Origin of the sequence: Pseudomonas syringae pv. cilantro (assembly GCF_001293775.1) — a bacterium.
GTDB classification, from domain to species: domain Bacteria; phylum Pseudomonadota; class Gammaproteobacteria; order Pseudomonadales; family Pseudomonadaceae; genus Aquipseudomonas; species Aquipseudomonas syringae_P.
The window spans coordinates 143,221-160,426 of record NZ_LGLN01000033.1 but is presented as its reverse complement, the minus strand read 5'-3'; the positions used below and the strand labels follow the sequence as shown (position 1 = coordinate 160,426).

The following is a 17,206-nucleotide window of genomic DNA, read 5'->3' as shown; positions in this document are numbered from 1 at the left end:
GATGGGCTGCGAAGCCGCCCTGAAACCTGAGAGAGCCCCATAACCATTTAAAACTATTACCCTTTCTGTGTTGTCTCTGACTTATCGCCACTCAGAGCCTATTCAAACGGATGAGCAGACCTACCGATCACGCTCGACGATGGTTTCTCGCCCGAGGCTGGAAGCCGTTCGCTTTTCAAAAGGACGTCTGGGCGGCGGTAAAAAAGGGCGAGTCTGGCCTGTTGCACGCCAGCACCGGTTCGGGGAAGACCTACGCCGTGTGGTTCGCCGCCCTCAATCAATTCGCCAAAGCCAATACGCTGACTGCCGACGACAAACCCCGCAAACGCAAACCGCCCGCTGCGCCGCTGAGTGTCCTGTGGATAACGCCCATGCGCGCCCTGGCCGCCGATACCGCCCGGGCTCTTGAGGCGCCACTGGCAGAACTGGATATCCCTTGGTCGGTCGGCTTACGCACCGGCGATACCAGCAGCAGCGAACGCGCCCGTCAGGGTCGTCGACTGCCGTCCGCCCTGATCACCACACCTGAAAGCCTGACGCTGTTGTTGACCCGTGCCGACGCGCAGGTCGCCTTGTCGACGCTGAAGATGGTCGTGGTGGACGAATGGCACGAACTGATCGGCAACAAACGTGGCGTGCAGTTACAACTGGCGCTGGCCCGCCTGCGCCGGTGGAATCCGCAACTGATCGTGTGGGGCATCTCTGCAACACTCGGCAATCAACAGCACGCGCAACAGGTGCTGATTAGCGACGGCGGCGTGACCGTGGAGGGCAAGATCGTCAAACAGCTGCAGGTCGATACGCTCCTGCCGCCATCCATCGAACGCTTTCCGTGGGCCGGGCACATGGGCTTGCGCATGTTGCCGCAGGTCGTCGCAGAAGTGGACAGCAGCGCCAGTTGCCTGGTGTTCACCAACACGCGCGCACAGTCGGAAATCTGGTATCAGGCGCTGCTCGAAGCGCGCCCGGACTGGGCTGGCTTGATAGCGCTGCACCACGGTTCTCTGGCCCGCGAGGTGCGCGACTGGGTTGAACGCGCGCTCAAAGAGGGCTCGCTCAAGGCCGTGGTGTGCACCTCCAGCCTCGACTTGGGCGTGGATTTTCTGCCGGTCGAGCGCGTGCTGCAAATTGGCTCACCCAAAGGCGTTGCACGCCTCATGCAACGCGCCGGACGTTCGGGCCATGCGCCAGGCCGTCCTTCCCGCGTCACGCTGGTGCCGACCCACAGCCTGGAACTGGTGGAAGCGGCCGCGGCGCATGATGCGGTGGCCGCCCGCATGATCGAGCCACGCGAATCGCCGCACCAGCCGCTGGACGTGCTGGTCCAGCACCTGGTCAGCATGGCGCTGGGTGGCGGTTTTCTGCCCGACGAGCTGCTGACTGAAGTGCGCAGCGCCTGGGCCTACCGTGAGCTGAGCGACGAACAGTGGCAATGGGCGCTGGCATTCGTGCGTAACGGCGGCCACTCGCTGACCGCCTACCCCGATTACCGACGCGCAGAGCCCGACGAACAGGGCGTGTGGCGGGTGCCCGACGCGCGTCTGGCCCGTCGCCACCGGATGGGCGTCGGCACTATTGTCAGCGAGGCCACCGTCAACCTGAAATACTGGAAAAAAGGCGGTGGAGGCGGCTCTTTGGGCAGCGTCGAAGAAGGCTTTATCGCTCGGCTCAAGCCCGGCGACGGCTTCCTGTTCGGTGGGCGTTTGCTGGAGCTGGTCCGAGTCGAGAACATGACCGCTTACGTGAAACGCACGACTGGCAAGAAAGCCGCCGTGCCACGCTGGAATGGCGGGCGAATGCCACTGTCCAGCGAGCTGGCGGACGCGGTGGTGGAAAAATTCGATGCTGCCGCCCGTGGCGAATTCAACAGCCCGGAAATGCAGGCCATCAAGCCCTTGCTGGAAGTGCAGCAGCAATGGTCGGGCCTGCCGCAACGCGATACATTGCTGGCCGAAACACTCAAGTCCCGCGAGGGCTGGCATCTGTTTCTCTACCCGTTCGCCGGGCGTCATGTACACCTGGGGCTCGGCAGCCTGCTGGCTTGGCGCTTGAGCCGTGACCGGCCACTGACGTTCTCCATCGCGGTCAACGATTATGGCTTGGAGCTGCTCAGCGCCAGCGAAATCAATTGGACCGAAGCTTTGAACGCCGAACTGTTCAGCGAAACCGATCTGCTCGCCGACATCATGGCCAGCCTCAACGCAGGCGAACTGGCGCTGCGGCGCTTTCGTGAAATCGCCCGGATCTCGGGGCTGGTGTTTTCCGGCTACCCGGGAGCGGCCAAAAGCAATCGTCAGCTTCAAGCATCGAGCGGACTGTTTTTCGAGGTTTTCAAACAATACGACGCCGAGAACATGCTGTTGACCCAGGCACAGGAGGAAGTGTTGCGCCAGGAACTCGACCTGCAGCGTCTTGAGCTGACGCTGCGGCAGATCAACAGCCGCAGGCTGGACCTGCACACGATAAAACGTGCGACCCCGCTGGCGTTCCCGTTACTGGTAGAGCGCTTTCGTGAAAGCCTCAGTTCGGAAAAACTCGCCGACCGCATCGCGCGCATGGTCCGCGATCTCGAGAAAGCCGCAGGCCCGGAGCATGAACGATGAAGCCTTATCAAGTCGTCACGCTGGCGGATGAAGAGCTGTGGTTGCTGGCCGACAAAGCCATCTATTACCCCGCCAGACGCGCACTGCTGATTGCCGATGCACATTTCGGCAAAGCCGCTGCCTACCGCAAGCTTGGACAACCGGTGCCGCACGGCACCACCCAGGAAAACCTGCGTCGGCTCGACAGCCTGCTGGACGAATACCCCAGCGAGCATCTGATCTTTCTGGGGGATTTTCTGCACGCACCGGAATCGCATGCCGCTGGCACGCTGGCGGCGCTGGAGCAATGGCGGGCAGCACGCCCGACGCTGCCCATCACACTGATTCGGGGCAACCACGACAAGCGCGCAGGCGACCCGCCCGCGTACCTGAACATAGACGTCGTGCCCGAACCGCTGATCGTGGGCCCGTTCGCTCTGCAACACGAACCCGACCCGCACCCTGAACTTCATGTACTGGCCGGGCACGTCCATCCGGTTTATCACCTGTATGGCCGCGGTCGACAGCGCTTGCGCCTGGCGTGCTACTACATCGGCACACGCGTCACTCTGTTACCGGCATTTGGCGCATTCACAGGAGGGTTCCGCATCAGGCCGGCCGAAGACAGTTCAGTGTATGTGACAGGCGGGGATGCGGTCTGGCGGGTGATTTGACTGGCAGTGCCAGCCGGCAGGAAAGCCCGCTCGCCGAGTCGGCGAACAGGCATCGATGAATCAGGCGACAGGCGCAGGCGGCTCGTCCGGCACGGCAGGACCACCCGGCTCTGTGGGCTCCGGATACGGCGTATCAGGGCCCGGATCACCCGGAATACCCCCACCGACCATATTGAACTCAGGCAGAAGGTCTGAGTGGGCCATCAATGACCAGGCCAGCAAGCCGATCTCGTTAAGTGGAGATTGAACCTGGTCAGAGATTTTAAAATTAGTCTTCATAGGGCACTCCAGATCAAAGACAATCGCACACAACGATTATGCGAAAGCATGTGAGCAGATAGAGTACGAAATAGAGTATTAATTCAATTCCACTAGTCGCCTGACTCGCACATCAGGTGCGCGGCAGGGTGACGCCACGCTGGCCCTGATACTTACCGCCCCGGTCCTTGTAGGAAACTTCGCATTCTTCGTCTGACTCGAGAAAGAGCATCTGTGCCACGCCTTCATTGGCGTAGATCTTGGCCGGCAAGGTGGTGGTATTGGAGAATTCCAGTGTCACATGGCCTTCCCACTCAGGCTCGAGCGGCGTGACGTTGACGATGATGCCGCAGCGCGCGTAGGTGCTTTTGCCCAGACAGATGGTCAGGACATTGCGCGGAATGCGGAAATATTCAACGGTGCGAGCCAGCGCGAACGAGTTTGGCGGGATGATGCACACGTCGCTTTTGATATCGACAAAACTTTTTTCATCGAAATTTTTCGGGTCGACCGTCGCCGAATTGATGTTGGTAAAGACCTTGAATTCGTCTGCGCAACGCACGTCGTAACCGTAGCTGGACACGCCAAAAGAGATCACCCGGTCGGCACCTTCGCCACGTACCTGACGTTCGACGAACGGCTCGATCATCCCGTGTTCCTGCGCCATGCGGCGAATCCACTTGTCCGATTTGATGCTCATGGCGATGTCCTGAATAGCGAGGTAAAAAATGTATCCGGCATCTTACCGGGGTGAAGCCGACGGTTCAAAGACAACAGATGGAGAGTTTGGCCGATGCGCCCTGCCGATCCGCCGTGAATGCAAATAATCATCAACAGACCATTGGCACGTTCGAAAAAAAGGGTTAAGGTGGCGTCACTGTGTTGCTTGTGTCACTGAGAATCTCTACACGATGTTGAATTTCGATCCAACCATCTCCATGAATTTTCCAGCTCTTTGCACTCAGTCTCGGCCAGGGCTCTTCCTACGCCGCAGTTAACTTTGTCCAAGGAGATATACTATGTCTAATCGCCAAACTGGTACCGTTAAGTGGTTCAACGATGAAAAAGGCTTCGGCTTCATCACTCCACAATCCGGTGACGACCTGTTCGTGCACTTCAAAGCTATCCAATCCGACGGCTTCAAAAGCCTGAAAGAAGGCCAACAGGTTTCTTTCATCGCTACCCGCGGTCAGAAAGGTATGCAAGCTGAAGAAGTTCAAGTTATCTAACTTGCACTGATTCGCTTAAAAGCCCCGCCCTCAAAAGCGGGGTTTTTTATTGCCTGCCGTTTAGCATCTACCCCGCGCATCGATCTGATCGAGGAAGGCCGAACCGCTACCGCCTCCCCCGCCAGAACGTCGCTACAGTCTCAGTCGTCGCTGACGGAAATGGTCGGCATGGCAGGACTCGCTGCTTCCTGCAACACGATGCGGGCGCCAACGTGGCGCGCCAGTTCCTGATAAACCATCGCAATCTGACTTTCCGGCTCGGCAATCGCCGTCGGTTTGCCGCCATCTGCCTGTTCGCGAATCAGCATCGACAGCGGCAGTGAAGCCAGCAGCTCGACATCGTACTGCGACGCCAGCTTCTCGCCGCCGCCTTCGCCGAACAGATGCTCGGCATGCCCGCAGTTCGAGCAAATATGCACCGCCATGTTTTCCACGACGCCCAACACCGGAATGTTGACCTTGCGGAACATCTCGACACCCTTCTTCGCATCCAGCAGCGCCAGATCCTGTGGCGTGGTGACGATCACCGCCCCCGCGACCGGAACCTTCTGCGCCAGTGTCAGCTGAATATCCCCTGTGCCGGGCGGCATGTCGATGACCAGATAATCAAGGTCATTCCAGGCAGTCTGAGTCACCAGTTGCAGCAACGCGCCAGAGACCATAGGCCCGCGCCAGACCATCGGCGTGTTGTCATCGGTCAAGAAGGCCATCGACATAACATCGATACCGTGCGCCTCGACCGGCACGAACCATTTCTGATCCTTGATCTTCGGTCGCGTGCCCTCAGGGATGCCAAACATCACGCCCTGACTCGGTCCATAGATGTCCGCGTCGAGAATCCCGACCCGCGCACCTTCGCGAGACAAGGCCAGCGCCAGATTGGCGGCCGTAGTGGATTTACCTACGCCCCCCTTGCCCGACGCCACGGCGACAACGTTCTTCACATTGGCCAGACCCGGAATCTGACTCTGCGCCTTGTGCGCCACGATCACACTGCTGATGTCGACGCGGGCCGATGCCACGCCGTCCAGATTCTCGAGGGCGGTTTTCAGAACCTGCGCCCAGCCGTTTCTGAACAGATCAGCGGCATAACCCAGTTCGAGCTGCACGCTGACGTGTGCACCCTGAATGTCGATGGACCTGACGCAACCGGCACTGACCGGGTCCTGATTCAGATAAGGGTCGGTGTACTGGCGAAGAATCGTCTCCACCGCTGCGCGATTGACTGCGCTCATGGGCTCACTCCGAAAAAGACTGACTAAAACAGGCAGCTATCGTAACCGTTCTGCCAGGTGACCACATGATTTCGGCACATTTCCAGAAGCATTCCGACCGCCGCGCTGGATGAAAAAAGTTGCTCAGACCTTTATAGTGGACGACCTCCGTTTCACTTCAAGTAGCCGAGCCCCATGTCCGAGCCACGCAAGATTCTCGTTACCAGCGCCCTGCCCTATGCCAATGGCCCCGTTCACCTTGGCCACATGCTCGAGTACATTCAGACCGACATGTGGGTGCGTTTTCAGAAGCACCGCGGCAACCAATGCATTTATGTCTGCGCGGACGACGCCCATGGTTCGGCAATCATGCTGCGCGCTGAAAAAGAAGGTATCACCCCGGAACAACTGATCGATAACGTCAAGGCTGAACACAGCGCCGACTTTGCCGGCTTCCTGGTTGACTTCGACAATTTCCACTCGACGCACTCGGATGAAAACCGTGAGCTGTCGAGCATGATCTACAGGCGCCTGCGCGATGCCGGTCATATCGCCACACGCTCGGTCACCCAGTATTTCGACCCGGAAAAGAACATGTTCCTGGCCGACCGCTTCATCAAGGGCACGTGCCCGAAATGTGCGGCTGAAGACCAGTACGGCGATAACTGCGAAAAATGCGGTGCAACCTATGCCCCGACTGATCTTAAAGACCCGAAATCAGCGATTTCCGGCGCAACGCCAGTCCTCAAGGACTCGAAGCACTTCTTCTTCGATCTGCCAGCGTTCGACACCATGCTGAAAAGCTGGACACGCAGCGGCACATTGCAGGACGCGGTCGCCAACAAGATCGCCGAATGGCTCGACAGCGGCCTGCAACAGTGGGACATCTCCCGCGACGCGCCGTATTTCGGTTTCGAAATCCCGGACGAGCCGGGCAAGTATTTCTATGTGTGGCTCGATGCACCTATCGGCTACATGGCCAGTTTCAAGAACCTGTGTGCACGTCGTCCGGATCTGGACTTCGATGCGTATTGGGGCAAAGACGCGACCACCGAGCTGTATCACTTCATCGGCAAAGACATCGTCAATTTCCACGCCCTGTTCTGGCCTGCCATGCTGGAGGGCGCAGGCTTGCGCAAACCGACCGGCATCAATGTGCATGGCTACCTGACCGTCAACGGCCAGAAGATGTCGAAATCGCGCGGCACTTTCATCAAGGCACGCACCTACCTCGATCACCTGCCGCCGGAATATCTGCGTTACTACTACGCGTCGAAACTGGGCCGTGGCGTAGACGATCTGGACCTGAATCTCGAAGACTTCGTCCAAAAGGTCAACTCCGACCTGATCGGCAAGGTCGTGAACATTGCCAGCCGTTGCGCCGGGTTCATCCACAAAGGCAATGCCGGCATGATGGTCGAAGCCAACGCTGCGCCTGAACTGACCGATGCATTCCTGGCTGCCGCGCCAAGCATTGCCGACGCCTATGAAGCCCGCGACTTCGCCCGTGCCATGCGCGAAACCATGGCGCTGGCCGACCGCGCCAACGCCTATATCGCCGAAAAAGCTCCTTGGGCGCTGGCCAAACAGGAAGGCAAGCAGGACGAAGTCCAGGCCGTCTGTGCATTGGGTATCAATCTGTTCCGCCAACTGGTCATTTTCCTCAAGCCGGTATTGCCGAACCTCGCCGCTGATGCCGAGAAATTCCTCAACGTCGCGCCACTGACCTGGGATGATCACAAGACGTTGCTGGTCAATCATCAGCTCAACCCGTTCTCGGCGCTGATGACCCGTATTGACCCGCTCAAGGTAGAAGCCATGGCGACAGCATCGAAAGAAGACCTGACGGCCACTGATACCGGCGCTGACGCTGCACCGGTCGGCAATGGCGAGCTGGCCAAAGACCCGTTGTCTGCGGAAATCGATTTCGATACCTTTGCCGCGGTCGATCTGCGTGTGGCCCTGATTCTCAAGGCCGAGCACGTGGAAGGCGCCGACAAACTGTTGCGCCTGACCCTGGATATCGGAGACGAACAGCGCAACGTCTTTTCCGGCATCAAAAGTGCCTATCCAGACCCGTCGAAACTGGAAGGCCGTTTGACGATGATGATCGCCAACCTCAAGCCACGAAAAATGCGTTTCGGCATTTCGGAAGGCATGGTGATGGCGGCAGGTCCTGGCGGTGAAGAGATCTATCTGCTCAGCCCGGACAGCGGTGCCAAGCCAGGCCAGCGGATCAAGTAATACCTACGGGGCCCGGTATTCGCTCAACAGCGGATACCGGGCCTTCGTGTGTTCGCAAGACTCTTCTGCGGCCGGTAGTATGGGTCACCATAGAAACCGGACTGCCCGTTCGCCATCCAAAAGATCATGACTGACTTGATTCATTTACTCCCGAGCGTGGAACTGGTCCAGCGTATCGACGCGCTTCTGCCGCAGACTCAATGCGGCAAGTGTGGCCATTCCGGCTGCCGGCCTTACGCCGATGGCATTGCGGGCGGTGAGGCCATCAATAAATGCCCGCCGGGCGGTGACGAAACCATTGCTCAGTTGGCCGACTTGCTGGCTGTGCCCAGGCTGGCGCTGGACACCGAACGCGGCGCAGCCCCCGCGCAGGTCGCTTTTATTCGTGAAGCCGAGTGCATCGGCTGTACCAAATGCATCCAGGCCTGCCCTGTGGACGCGATTGTCGGCGCAGCCAAGCTGATGCACACCGTGATCATCGATGAATGCACGGGTTGCGATCTGTGTATCGCGCCCTGCCCGGTCGATTGCATCGAAATGCATCCGCTGCCGCTGGCGACCGTAACCCCGATAGTCGGCGGCCTGGCGCCTACCCCGGAGCTGCAACAGGCACGTCTGAAAAAAAGGACCCATGCCCGCCTGCGTTTCGAATCACGCAATGCACGTCTGCACCGTGAACAGCAAGCACGTGTGGCAGAACGACTTGCGCGCAGCAAGGGAGCTGAATCCATCCATGACACCGTCGTAGGCTCAACGGCAAAACGTGTTCAGGCCACTAACGCTGCCCCACCAGAAGACGCCTTGAAAAAAGCCAAAATAGCCCTGGCCATGAGCCGGGCGCAATTGAACAAGTCACTCAAGGCGTTTGGCCATCCCCCGATCGCAGAGCAGGCCGCCAGGCTTGTGGAATTACAGCACGAGTACGAAGCAGCCGAGCAGGCGCTCGAGGCACTGCTGACAGCTTCTTCCACGACCGATACTCAGGAAACGTTCTGTTCATGAATGCTGCAAAACGTCAGGAAATCTTTCGCAGGCTGCACGAGGACAATCCGGACCCCAAGACCGAACTGGCCTACACAACACCTTTCGAATTGCTGATTGCCGTGATTCTTTCCGCTCAGGCAACCGACGTCAGCGTCAACAAGGCAACCGCCAGACTCTATCCGGTCGCCAACACGCCGCAGGCGATTTACGACCTGGGCGTTGAAGAGTTGTCCGAATACATAAAGACGATTGGCCTGTACAACAGCAAGGCCAAAAATGTGATCGAAACCTGTCGCATGCTGGTGGAATTGCACAACAGCGAAGTGCCTCAGACCCGGGAAGCCCTCGAAGCGTTACCGGGCGTCGGGCGCAAGACTGCCAACGTAGTGCTCAATACCGCTTTCCGGCAGGTTGCGATGGCTGTCGACACGCACATCTTTCGTGTCAGCAATCGCACCGGCATCGCACCCGGAAAGAATGTGGTGGAAGTCGAGAAGCAACTGATGAAGTTTGTGCCCAAAAACTACCTGCTCGATGCCCACCACTGGTTGATCCTGCATGGGCGCTACGTCTGCCAGGCTCGCAAACCGCGCTGCGGCAGTTGCCGTATCGAGGACTTGTGCGATTACAAGGACAAAACCTCCGACGATTGAGCCAGACGGGCATTTACTTGGGGTTCGATTGAAAAAATCTTTTTTACCCGCTTGTGGATTGTCGATATAAGGTGCGCCAGAGAGCCCACGCCCTGGAGTCGACTTCATGAGTACTGGCAAAGAACAACTGGATGTTGATGATGAGCTTGTTGTCGTTGATGCGGACGAGAGCGAACAGGTGATCGTCGAACCCGCGAAGACCAATCTGAGCAAACGGCGCACCATCGACAACCTGCTTGAAGAACGGCGCTTGCAGAAGCAACTGACCGACTACGATTTCGATCTCTGACCGGAATGATGGAAGCCTCTGAAAAGAGGCCTCCATGTCACGGAACCCGATGTATCGTCGGCTGAGCCTGACCCGAACTCACTGATAAGCGGATTCAGACCAGACCGTTGCGTTGGGCCAGCTCGATCAGGTCGACCAGCGAATGAGCGTTCAGCTTGAGCAGCAAACGCGTCTTGTAGGTGCTCACGGTCTTGTTGCTGAGAAACATGCCGTCAGCGATTTCCTTGTTGGTCTTGCCTCTGGCCAGCTGCTGCAGAACCATCATTTCCCGGCCGGAAAGACGGTCGACCATATCTGACTCGCTCGCATTTCCCATGCTTGACCGGACGGTATGCAGAGCCTGGTTGGGGAAGTAGCTGTATCCCGACAGTACAGCCTTGATGGCACTGAGTAATTCGGTAAGGTCCTGCTGCTTGCAGACATAACCGGCAGCCCCCGCCTGCATGCAGCGCATCGAGAAGTGACCAGGGGCCTGAGACGTCAGGATCAGAACCTTGAATGGCAATGTCATTGCCGCCAGCCGGGCAATGACCTCGAGTCCGTCGAGCTTGGGAATACCGATGTCGAGAATGACGATATCGGGCAGGTGCTCACGTGCCAGCTGCAACGCATCCACACCGTTGTCAGTCTCCGCAATGACCTCATAGCCATGACGCTCCATCAGCATGCGCACAGCGAGGCGAATGACGGGATGATCATCCACGATCAGCACTTTATTCATGGGCAGTCCATTTTTCGCTATTCGAATTTTCAGAGCCAGCACAATAACTTAGTCGTTTACTGCTTTGCATGGCGCTCACCCCTGAGGACTGACAGCCAAAGACCATTCCTACAATTACAGCAGAAACTTCCTACAAAACTCGGCACGAACGCATACTTTTTATTAATTTTCATAGAGCCTTCCTTTTCGGAATCCGATGAATTGTTGCTGCCGGAGTCGCTGACGTTAAGCATCGCGACTCCGGTAGATCATTTGTTTGTGACACGATCAGCCCCATCACCTCGTGTTCAGGCTGATCACGCTATCACTCTTGAAACCTCTTTGGCCTTTGTTGTGCTGATGACCTGCCGCAGCGCTAAAGTGGCATATAGCCAGCGATACTGAGCTGCCGCTATTCGTTTGAAACACCGTTAAATGAATACAGCGCGTGGACGAGCCTTCATTTGCAAATGAAGCTTCTGCCTATCAAAACCGATACCCGTTTGCCCATGCCTTCAACGGCAGCCGCCTCTGTCTTTCTGTTCGCCTCTGACCACTGCACTCTAAATACGTAATTGGTGATGAAAAATTACACATTTATTGTTGAATTTTGCACAAATATTTATATATGGATGCTTCTTACGAGTTGATCAGAAAAATCCTACAACAGCGTCGCCCAAACAGAAGACTTCAAAACCACCTCACCCATGGCTGGCACATTGACACCCCTCATCGATCAAACTCCTTGATACGCACATTCACGAATTCTTACAGAGACAATGGCATCACCCTACACTACTCAGGCTCATTAATGGCTAAATCGACAAACAGCTAATACCAGATTTTATGTCAGTTCCATACTTGATGTATCGAACAGGAAAAGTACTACACAGGTCCAGGACCTGAAATCAAAATCTGTAAGACACTATAAATGGGCATTACTCGATTCATGTACCACGCCGCTTTTTTCACTTGCAAAACTTATTACCAGTCGTTACTTTTTTAACATAAAGCCACTAACAACTGCCCTTTAACATGTGGCGCCATATGAATAACTCAAACAAACAGTGACTGTTGTACCTGTCATAAGCTCAACTGCCAGGCAGGAAGTCATGCATGCATTCTAAGCGTTGGACGGATTTCGACGACCACACATGGCCGATCAAGCACGCCTGGGCGCGCAACGGGGTGCCTGACAACCCCTTTGAAGGGTCGTGTGTATAACCATGTTCAAAAAGGGATATACCATGAACAACAAATATGCTCGTTCACGCGAGCCTGCCTCTCTGGATCTGGTCACGGCGGTGCAAACGTTTGTTGCCGAAGGCGGCGTTATCACCGTCATCGCCGATGGCGAAACAGCAGGATCATCGGCAGCTTCCTCAGCCAATACATCTGCAGCCCCTGACACCCACATTGAAGACAGGGCCAAAGTGGAACTGCTCAGGTGCCTGGCGGCCAAGGGGGCTGGTTTCACCGCGTTGCAGTACTCATTAAAAATGAACAGGAAGGACATTCGCCAGCTGGCGACCGAGAACGACGTGAAGATCAGCTTCAGCCAGCCTGTTCGTGCCCTCAGGAGGGAGGCCCGGGATGATCCTGTCGACGTCGACGATGTGGTTGCCGGCCACGCTCTGCACTACTCAAGCCTGGGTTACACAGCGTCGGAGATTGCACAGGTGCTGGAGCTGACACTCAGGCAGGTGTGGGACATTGGCAAAGCCTATCGAATCGAATTCCGACATCGGCGCGACTGCGACACACCCTGACACTTCGCACACGCTGGTTGTAGAAGTCTGACTCAGTGTCTGCCTGGTCTCCTGCCAGTCATTAGCACGGTGTACAAGCATTCCGGAATGCCCGACAAGGGACTCTGCAACTGTCGGGAGCGTTGACATAACCTGTAGGAAATAAAAGCGTTTGTATGCGTACTTACAGGGTGCTGTAAGAAAACACTAAACGTTTAACAGCTTCCTTCAAGGGCCACAACAGCATTGCCACGCAACGGTTTACACCGCATGCATGAAGGCAGCGAGTTGATGAGACCGGTCGGGACCGAAGAACATGTGTTAGGGTCTGTTCCCGTTTCATCGCGAGCCGCGTTGCTGGGCCAAATCTCGCCAGGCCAGGCCAGGCCAGGCNCGCGGCAAAACAGACTCCGACGCCGCCGCGATGAAACGGGTACAGACTCTAGCCAGGGCAGCCCTGCAAGAGGCTGCACCTGACAGACGGGTACGCAATCAGAACAGTTTGCGGCCTTTGTTTGCGGCGATCCGCATACGCAAGGCATTCAGTTTGATAAAGCCTGCTGCGTCGGCCTGGTCGTAGGCACCTGCGTCATCTTCGAAGGTTGCGATATTGGCATCGAACAGCGAATCGTCGGACTTGCGGCCCGTCACGATCACGTTGCCTTTATACAGCTTCAGACGCACAACGCCGTTTACGTGGGCCTGAGAGGCGTCGATCATCTGTTGCAGCATCAGACGTTCAGGGCTCCACCAGTAACCGGTGTAGATCAGGCTGGCGTATTTCGCCATCAGCTCATCCTTGAGGTGAGCCACTTCGCGGTCCAGCGTGATGGACTCGATGGCACGGTGAGCACGCAGCATGATGGTGCCACCCGGGGTTTCGTAGCAGCCACGGGACTTCATGCCCACATAGCGGTTTTCCACGATATCCAGACGACCGATGCCGTTTTCGCCGCCAATGCGGTTCAGGGTGGCCAATACCGTGGCGGGAGTCATCTCGACGCCGTCCAGAGCGACGATATCGCCATTGCGATAGGTCAGTTCGAGATAAGTCGCAACGTTTGGCGCGTCCTCAGGGGATTTGGTCCAACGCCACATGTCTTCTTCATGCTCGGTCCAGGTGTCTTCCAGCACGCCGCCTTCATAGGAAATGTGCAGCAGGTTGGCATCCATGGAGTACGGCGACTTCTTCTTGCCGTGGCGCTCGATCGGAATGTTGTGCTTCTCGGCGTAGTCCATCAGCTTTTCACGCGACAGCAGGTCCCATTCACGCCACGGAGCAATCACCTTGACGCCCGGCTTGAGGGCATAGGCACCCAGCTCGAAACGTACCTGGTCGTTGCCTTTACCGGTAGCGCCGTGGGAAATGGCGTCAGCACCGGTTTCGTTGGCGATTTCGATCAGACGCTTGGCGATCAGCGGACGCGCAATGGATGTACCCAGCAGGTACTCGCCTTCGTAGACGGTGTTGGCGCGGAACATCGGGAAAACGAAATCACGCACGAACTCTTCGCGCAGGTCATCGATGTAGATTTCCCTGACGCCCATGGCCTGAGCCTTGGCGCGTGCCGGTTCGACTTCTTCACCCTGACCCAGGTCAGCGGTAAAGGTCACCACTTCGCAGTTGTACGTATCTTGCAGCCACTTGAGGATTACCGAAGTATCCAGGCCACCGGAATACGCGAGAACTACCTTGTTTACGTCCGCCATGCCATCACTCCACCGGGTTGTACGGAAAACCGCCGATTCTACCGTTCAAACCAGCAAATTTACAGGGGCGCGACAGCTTGTGACGACCAGGCGACGTTCAGCGCCCCTTGCAGACGGGATTCACGAGGTGTGTGCCGCACTCGCCGAAGAGGCAACCGGCACCGGACGTTCTTCCGGAGCAACGCGCTCCAGATGCACGTTCACACGGCGGTTACGCGCGCGATTGGCGTTATTGGTGTTGGGTGCCAGCGGATAGCGTTCACCGTGAAAACGCAGGGTGATCTGCTGCTCGGGAACCCCCTGAGCCTTGAAGTAATCCATGACCGCCAGCGCCCGACGACGGGACAGGTCGCGGTTGGTCAGGCGATTGCCGCTGTTGTCGGAATGGCCGTCCAGCTCGATGCGGTTGACGGTCGGGTCCGCCTTCAAGTAAGCCACCATGTTGTCCAGACGTGCCTTGGCCGCAGCGTCCAGCTCGATGCCGCCACCCGGGAAGCCGACTTCAGCCTGCTTGATCTGATCGAAATTCATCGGCAAAAGCTTCGCCGTGCAGGCCTGATAATCGCTGAACGCCTTGCTGAACTTGACGGGCAGCAGACGAATTTCCATCTGCCCTCCGTCGCGGTTGTAGTGGCGGATCAGCGGACTGCGCCCGTCCATCAAGCCACTGATCAGGCGCCCGGCCTGCGCCTGAGAAGTATTGAACGGTATGTCGCCGTTGCTGACACGAACCGAGCCCAGATTGATATCGCCACGCCCCGGCTGCCACGGAGCGGCAGCCGCCAGTAGCGTCGCGGAGCCATTGCCGAGCATGTTGTAGGCTGCCTTGAGACGAAAAGTCGCCTGCTCTCCCGCGCGACGCACGAACTCGCCCGCACCGAAATCGGTGATCGGCTGAGTCAGGCGGCACTCGAACTGATCGCCTTCGACTTTCCACTCGATACTTTCCAGACGTGTCTGGAAACTGATAGCCATCGCCGGAAGGCTGGCAAACATGCTGAGCAGGGCTAAATATCGCTGGCGCACGGGCGGCTCCACTGGAAATGAACGCGAAACAGAAAATACTTCCTTACAGGGGAGCTATCGGTAACTTCATGCAAAACTTGATAGCGGATGCCTGACAGAGTCTTTTCCGGTAGCATTCCCAGCGAGTTTGACCCGCCTGGAATCCCCAATGTCTGACCGCCTGACCCTTCTGCGCCCCGACGACTGGCATATTCACCTCCGTGATGGAGCTGTTTTGCCGCATACCGTTGCTGACGTAGCGCGAACCTTTGGTCGCGCAATCATCATGCCCAACCTCGTGCCACCGGTTCGCAACGCGCAGCAGGCCGATGCCTATCGCCAGCGCATTCTGGCTGCACGCCCCGCGGGCAGCCGCTTCGAGCCGCTGATGGTGCTTTATCTCACCGACCAGACCACGGCCGAAGATGTACGCGTCGCCAAGGCAACCGGCTTCGTTCACGCCGCCAAACTGTATCCGGCCGGTGCGACCACCAACTCCGATTCCGGTGTCACCAGCATCGACAAGATCTTCCCTGCGCTGGAAGCCATGGCCGAAGTCGGCATGCTGCTGCTGGTACACGGCGAAGTGACTCGCGGTGAAATCGACGTGTTCGATCGTGAAAAGGTGTTCATCGAAGAACACCTGCGCCGCGTCGTGGAACGTTTTCCGACGCTCAAAGTGGTGTTCGAACACATCACCACCGGCGAAGCGGTGCAGTTCGTCAACGAAGCCTCGGCCAACGTCGCGGCGACCATCACTGCACACCACCTGCTGTATAACCGCAACCACATGCTGGTCGGCGGGATTCGTCCGCACTTCTATTGCCTGCCGATTCTCAAGCGCAATACGCATCAGGCTTCGCTGCTCGACGCGGCCACCAGCGGCAGCGGCAAGTTCTTCCTCGGCACCGACTCGGCACCGCATGCCCAGCACGCCAAGGAAAACGCTTGCGGTTGCGCCGGGTGCTACACCGCCTACGCTGCCATCGAGCTGTATGCCGAAGCCTTCGAGCAGCGTAACGCCCTGGACAAGCTGGAGGGCTTCGCCAGCCTGCACGGTCCGGCGTTCTACGGCCTGCCCGCCAATCAGGACACCATCACACTGGTACGTGAAGAGTGGACCGCCCCTGCCAGCCTGCCGTTTGGCGAGTTGACCGTTATTCCGCTGCGCGCGGGTGAAAAACTGCGCTGGCGTCTGGAGGAACACGCGTGAGTGAAGATCATTTCGACGACGAACAGGAAGGCCACGGCGGTGGCGGTGGTTCCCGTCACCCGATGGCAGCGCGCTTTCGCGGTTACCTGCCGGTCGTCGTTGACGTAGAAACCGGCGGTTTCAATTCGGCTACCGATGCGCTGCTGGAAATCGCCGCGGTGACGATCGGCATGGATGAAAAAGGCTTCGTGTTCCCGGAACACACCTATTTCTTCCGCGTAGAACCGTTCGAGGGTGCCAACATCGAAGCAGCTGCGCTGGAGTTCACCGGTATCAAGCTCGATCACCCGCTACGCATGGCGGTCAGCGAAGAGACAGCGCTGAACGACATCTTCCGTGGCGTGCGCAAGGCGCTGAAAGCCAATGGCTGCAAACGCGCGGTGCTGGTCGGCCACAATGCCAGCTTCGACCTCGGCTTCGTCAACGCCGCCGTCGCCCGCATGGACATGAAGCGCAACCCGTTTCACCCGTTCTCCAGCTTCGACACCGCTACCCTCGCCGGCCTGGCCTACGGTCAGACCGTGCTGGCAAAGGCCTGTCAGGCTGCGGGCATCGACTTCGACGGCCGCGAAGCCCACTCGGCCCGCTACGACACCGAGAAGACGGCCGAGCTGTTCTGCGGCATCGTCAATCGCTGGAAAGAAATGGGCGGTTGGGAAGATTTCGACGACTGATGTCTCCCAGTCAATGAATCGACCGGCCT

At 57.7% G+C, this 17,206-nt stretch carries 16 protein-coding genes; 10 read left to right on the top strand and 6 right to left on the bottom strand.

From position 1 onward, the window contains the following. The first annotated feature begins 110 nt into the window (after positions 1 to 110). Positions 111 to 2,603 carry a ligase-associated DNA damage response DEXH box helicase gene (locus tag ABJ99_RS07710; RefSeq protein WP_054085311.1) on the top strand — a complete coding sequence of 831 codons (2,493 nt, stop codon included), beginning with the start codon at positions 111 to 113 and terminating at the stop codon, positions 2,601 to 2,603. Then, positions 2,600 to 3,256: a ligase-associated DNA damage response endonuclease PdeM gene (gene pdeM, locus ABJ99_RS07705; protein WP_054085310.1), complete on the top strand. Its 657-nt coding sequence runs from the start codon at positions 2,600 to 2,602 to the stop codon at positions 3,254 to 3,256. The genes ABJ99_RS07710 and pdeM overlap by 4 nt, the downstream gene beginning before the upstream one ends. Positions 3,257 to 3,316: 60 nt before the next feature. On the opposite strand, the gene ABJ99_RS07700 is transcribed toward pdeM, so the two are convergent. Together ABJ99_RS07700 and dcd are read right to left on the bottom strand one after the other, a co-directional pair. Further along, the gene (locus tag ABJ99_RS07700; protein WP_054085309.1) at positions 3,317 to 3,535 is read right to left on the bottom strand and encodes a hypothetical protein; all 219 of its coding nucleotides are present in this window, start codon (positions 3,533 to 3,535) and stop codon (positions 3,317 to 3,319) included. A gap of 112 nt (positions 3,536 to 3,647) precedes the next feature. Further along, positions 3,648 to 4,214 (bottom strand): dCTP deaminase, encoded by a 567-nt coding sequence (gene dcd, locus ABJ99_RS07695; protein ID WP_002554836.1) that lies wholly within the window; start codon positions 4,212 to 4,214, stop codon positions 3,648 to 3,650. A gap of 319 nt (positions 4,215 to 4,533) precedes the next feature. Between dcd and ABJ99_RS07690 the strand changes: the two genes are divergently transcribed. Continuing rightward, the gene (locus tag ABJ99_RS07690; RefSeq protein WP_002554837.1) at positions 4,534 to 4,743 is read left to right on the top strand and encodes a cold-shock protein; all 210 of its coding nucleotides are present in this window, start codon (positions 4,534 to 4,536) and stop codon (positions 4,741 to 4,743) included. Positions 4,744 to 4,883: 140 nt separating this feature from the next. On the opposite strand, the gene apbC is transcribed toward ABJ99_RS07690, so the two are convergent. Further along, on the bottom strand, positions 4,884 to 5,978 hold the full coding sequence (gene apbC, locus ABJ99_RS07685; RefSeq protein ID WP_054085308.1) for an iron-sulfur cluster carrier protein ApbC: 1,095 nt from the start codon (positions 5,976 to 5,978) through the stop codon (positions 4,884 to 4,886). Positions 5,979 to 6,152: 174 nt separating this feature from the next. Here apbC and metG point away from each other — a divergent pair, with 174 nt between their 5' ends. The 4 genes from metG (at position 6,153) to ABJ99_RS07665 (ending at position 10,127) form a co-directional block, all read left to right on the top strand. Further along, positions 6,153 to 8,201, top strand: a complete 2,049-nt coding sequence (gene metG, locus ABJ99_RS07680) for a methionine--tRNA ligase (protein WP_054085307.1) — start codon at positions 6,153 to 6,155, stop codon at positions 8,199 to 8,201. A gap of 126 nt (positions 8,202 to 8,327) precedes the next feature. Beyond that, entirely contained in the window at positions 8,328 to 9,203 is an 876-nt protein-coding gene (rsxB, locus tag ABJ99_RS07675) for an electron transport complex subunit RsxB (protein ID WP_054085306.1), read from the top strand. After that, positions 9,200 to 9,838, top strand: a complete 639-nt coding sequence (gene nth / locus ABJ99_RS07670) for an endonuclease III (protein WP_054085305.1) — start codon at positions 9,200 to 9,202, stop codon at positions 9,836 to 9,838. Before rsxB ends, nth begins: the two co-directional genes overlap by 4 nt. Before the next feature lie 106 nt (positions 9,839 to 9,944). Continuing rightward, complete coding sequence (locus ABJ99_RS07665; protein WP_054085304.1) at positions 9,945 to 10,127, top strand: PA3496 family putative envelope integrity protein; 183 nt, start codon at positions 9,945 to 9,947, stop codon at positions 10,125 to 10,127. Positions 10,128 to 10,221: 94 nt separating this feature from the next. On the opposite strand, the gene ABJ99_RS07660 is transcribed toward ABJ99_RS07665, so the two are convergent. Further along, positions 10,222 to 10,848 carry a response regulator transcription factor gene (locus ABJ99_RS07660; protein ID WP_007248734.1) on the bottom strand — a complete coding sequence of 209 codons (627 nt, stop codon included), beginning with the start codon at positions 10,846 to 10,848 and terminating at the stop codon, positions 10,222 to 10,224. Between the two features lie 1,205 nt (positions 10,849 to 12,053). On the opposite strand from ABJ99_RS07660, the gene ABJ99_RS07655 reads away from it, so the two are divergent. Beyond that, positions 12,054 to 12,596, top strand: coding sequence for a hypothetical protein (locus tag ABJ99_RS07655; protein ID WP_080378071.1), 543 nt, complete (start codon positions 12,054 to 12,056; stop codon positions 12,594 to 12,596). A gap of 471 nt (positions 12,597 to 13,067) precedes the next feature. Here the strand turns inward: ABJ99_RS07655 and ABJ99_RS07650 are convergent, their stop codons facing one another. Further along, a complete protein-coding gene (locus ABJ99_RS07650) occupies positions 13,068 to 14,285 on the bottom strand; it encodes an argininosuccinate synthase (RefSeq protein WP_054085302.1) in 1,218 nt (405 codons plus the stop codon). Between the two features lie 120 nt (positions 14,286 to 14,405). After that, positions 14,406 to 15,311: an OmpA family protein gene (locus ABJ99_RS07645; protein ID WP_054085774.1), complete on the bottom strand. Its 906-nt coding sequence runs from the start codon at positions 15,309 to 15,311 to the stop codon at positions 14,406 to 14,408. Between the two features lie 148 nt (positions 15,312 to 15,459). On the opposite strand from ABJ99_RS07645, the gene pyrC reads away from it, so the two are divergent. Together pyrC and rnt are read left to right on the top strand one after the other, a co-directional pair. Next, a complete protein-coding gene (gene pyrC, locus ABJ99_RS07640; RefSeq protein WP_054085301.1) occupies positions 15,460 to 16,503 on the top strand; it encodes a dihydroorotase in 1,044 nt (347 codons plus the stop codon). After that, a complete protein-coding gene (gene rnt, locus ABJ99_RS07635) occupies positions 16,500 to 17,177 on the top strand; it encodes a ribonuclease T (RefSeq protein ID WP_054085300.1) in 678 nt (225 codons plus the stop codon). Before pyrC ends, rnt begins: the two co-directional genes overlap by 4 nt. The last annotated feature ends 29 nt before the right edge of the window (positions 17,178 to 17,206 follow it).

Coding starts and splice junctions, on each gene's coding strand:
- ABJ99_RS07665 (WP_054085304.1), top strand. CDS start 9,945: ATGAGTACTGGCAAAGAACAACTGGATGTTGATGATGAGCTTGTTGTC.
- ABJ99_RS07650 (WP_054085302.1), bottom strand. CDS start 14,285: ATGGCGGACGTAAACAAGGTAGTTCTCGCGTATTCCGGTGGCCTGGAT.
- ABJ99_RS07690 (WP_002554837.1), top strand. CDS start 4,534: ATGTCTAATCGCCAAACTGGTACCGTTAAGTGGTTCAACGATGAAAAA.
- ABJ99_RS07655 (WP_080378071.1), top strand. CDS start 12,054: ATGTTCAAAAAGGGATATACCATGAACAACAAATATGCTCGTTCACGC.
- nth (WP_054085305.1), top strand. CDS start 9,200: ATGAATGCTGCAAAACGTCAGGAAATCTTTCGCAGGCTGCACGAGGAC.
- apbC (WP_054085308.1), bottom strand. CDS start 5,978: ATGAGCGCAGTCAATCGCGCAGCGGTGGAGACGATTCTTCGCCAGTAC.
- ABJ99_RS07660 (WP_007248734.1), bottom strand. CDS start 10,848: ATGAATAAAGTGCTGATCGTGGATGATCATCCCGTCATTCGCCTCGCT.
- ABJ99_RS07700 (WP_054085309.1), bottom strand. CDS start 3,535: ATGAAGACTAATTTTAAAATCTCTGACCAGGTTCAATCTCCACTTAAC.
- pyrC (WP_054085301.1), top strand. CDS start 15,460: ATGTCTGACCGCCTGACCCTTCTGCGCCCCGACGACTGGCATATTCAC.
- pdeM (WP_054085310.1), top strand. CDS start 2,600: ATGAAGCCTTATCAAGTCGTCACGCTGGCGGATGAAGAGCTGTGGTTG.
- dcd (WP_002554836.1), bottom strand. CDS start 4,214: ATGAGCATCAAATCGGACAAGTGGATTCGCCGCATGGCGCAGGAACAC.
- metG (WP_054085307.1), top strand. CDS start 6,153: ATGTCCGAGCCACGCAAGATTCTCGTTACCAGCGCCCTGCCCTATGCC.
- ABJ99_RS07710 (WP_054085311.1), top strand. CDS start 111: ATGAGCAGACCTACCGATCACGCTCGACGATGGTTTCTCGCCCGAGGC.
- rsxB (WP_054085306.1), top strand. CDS start 8,328: ATGACTGACTTGATTCATTTACTCCCGAGCGTGGAACTGGTCCAGCGT.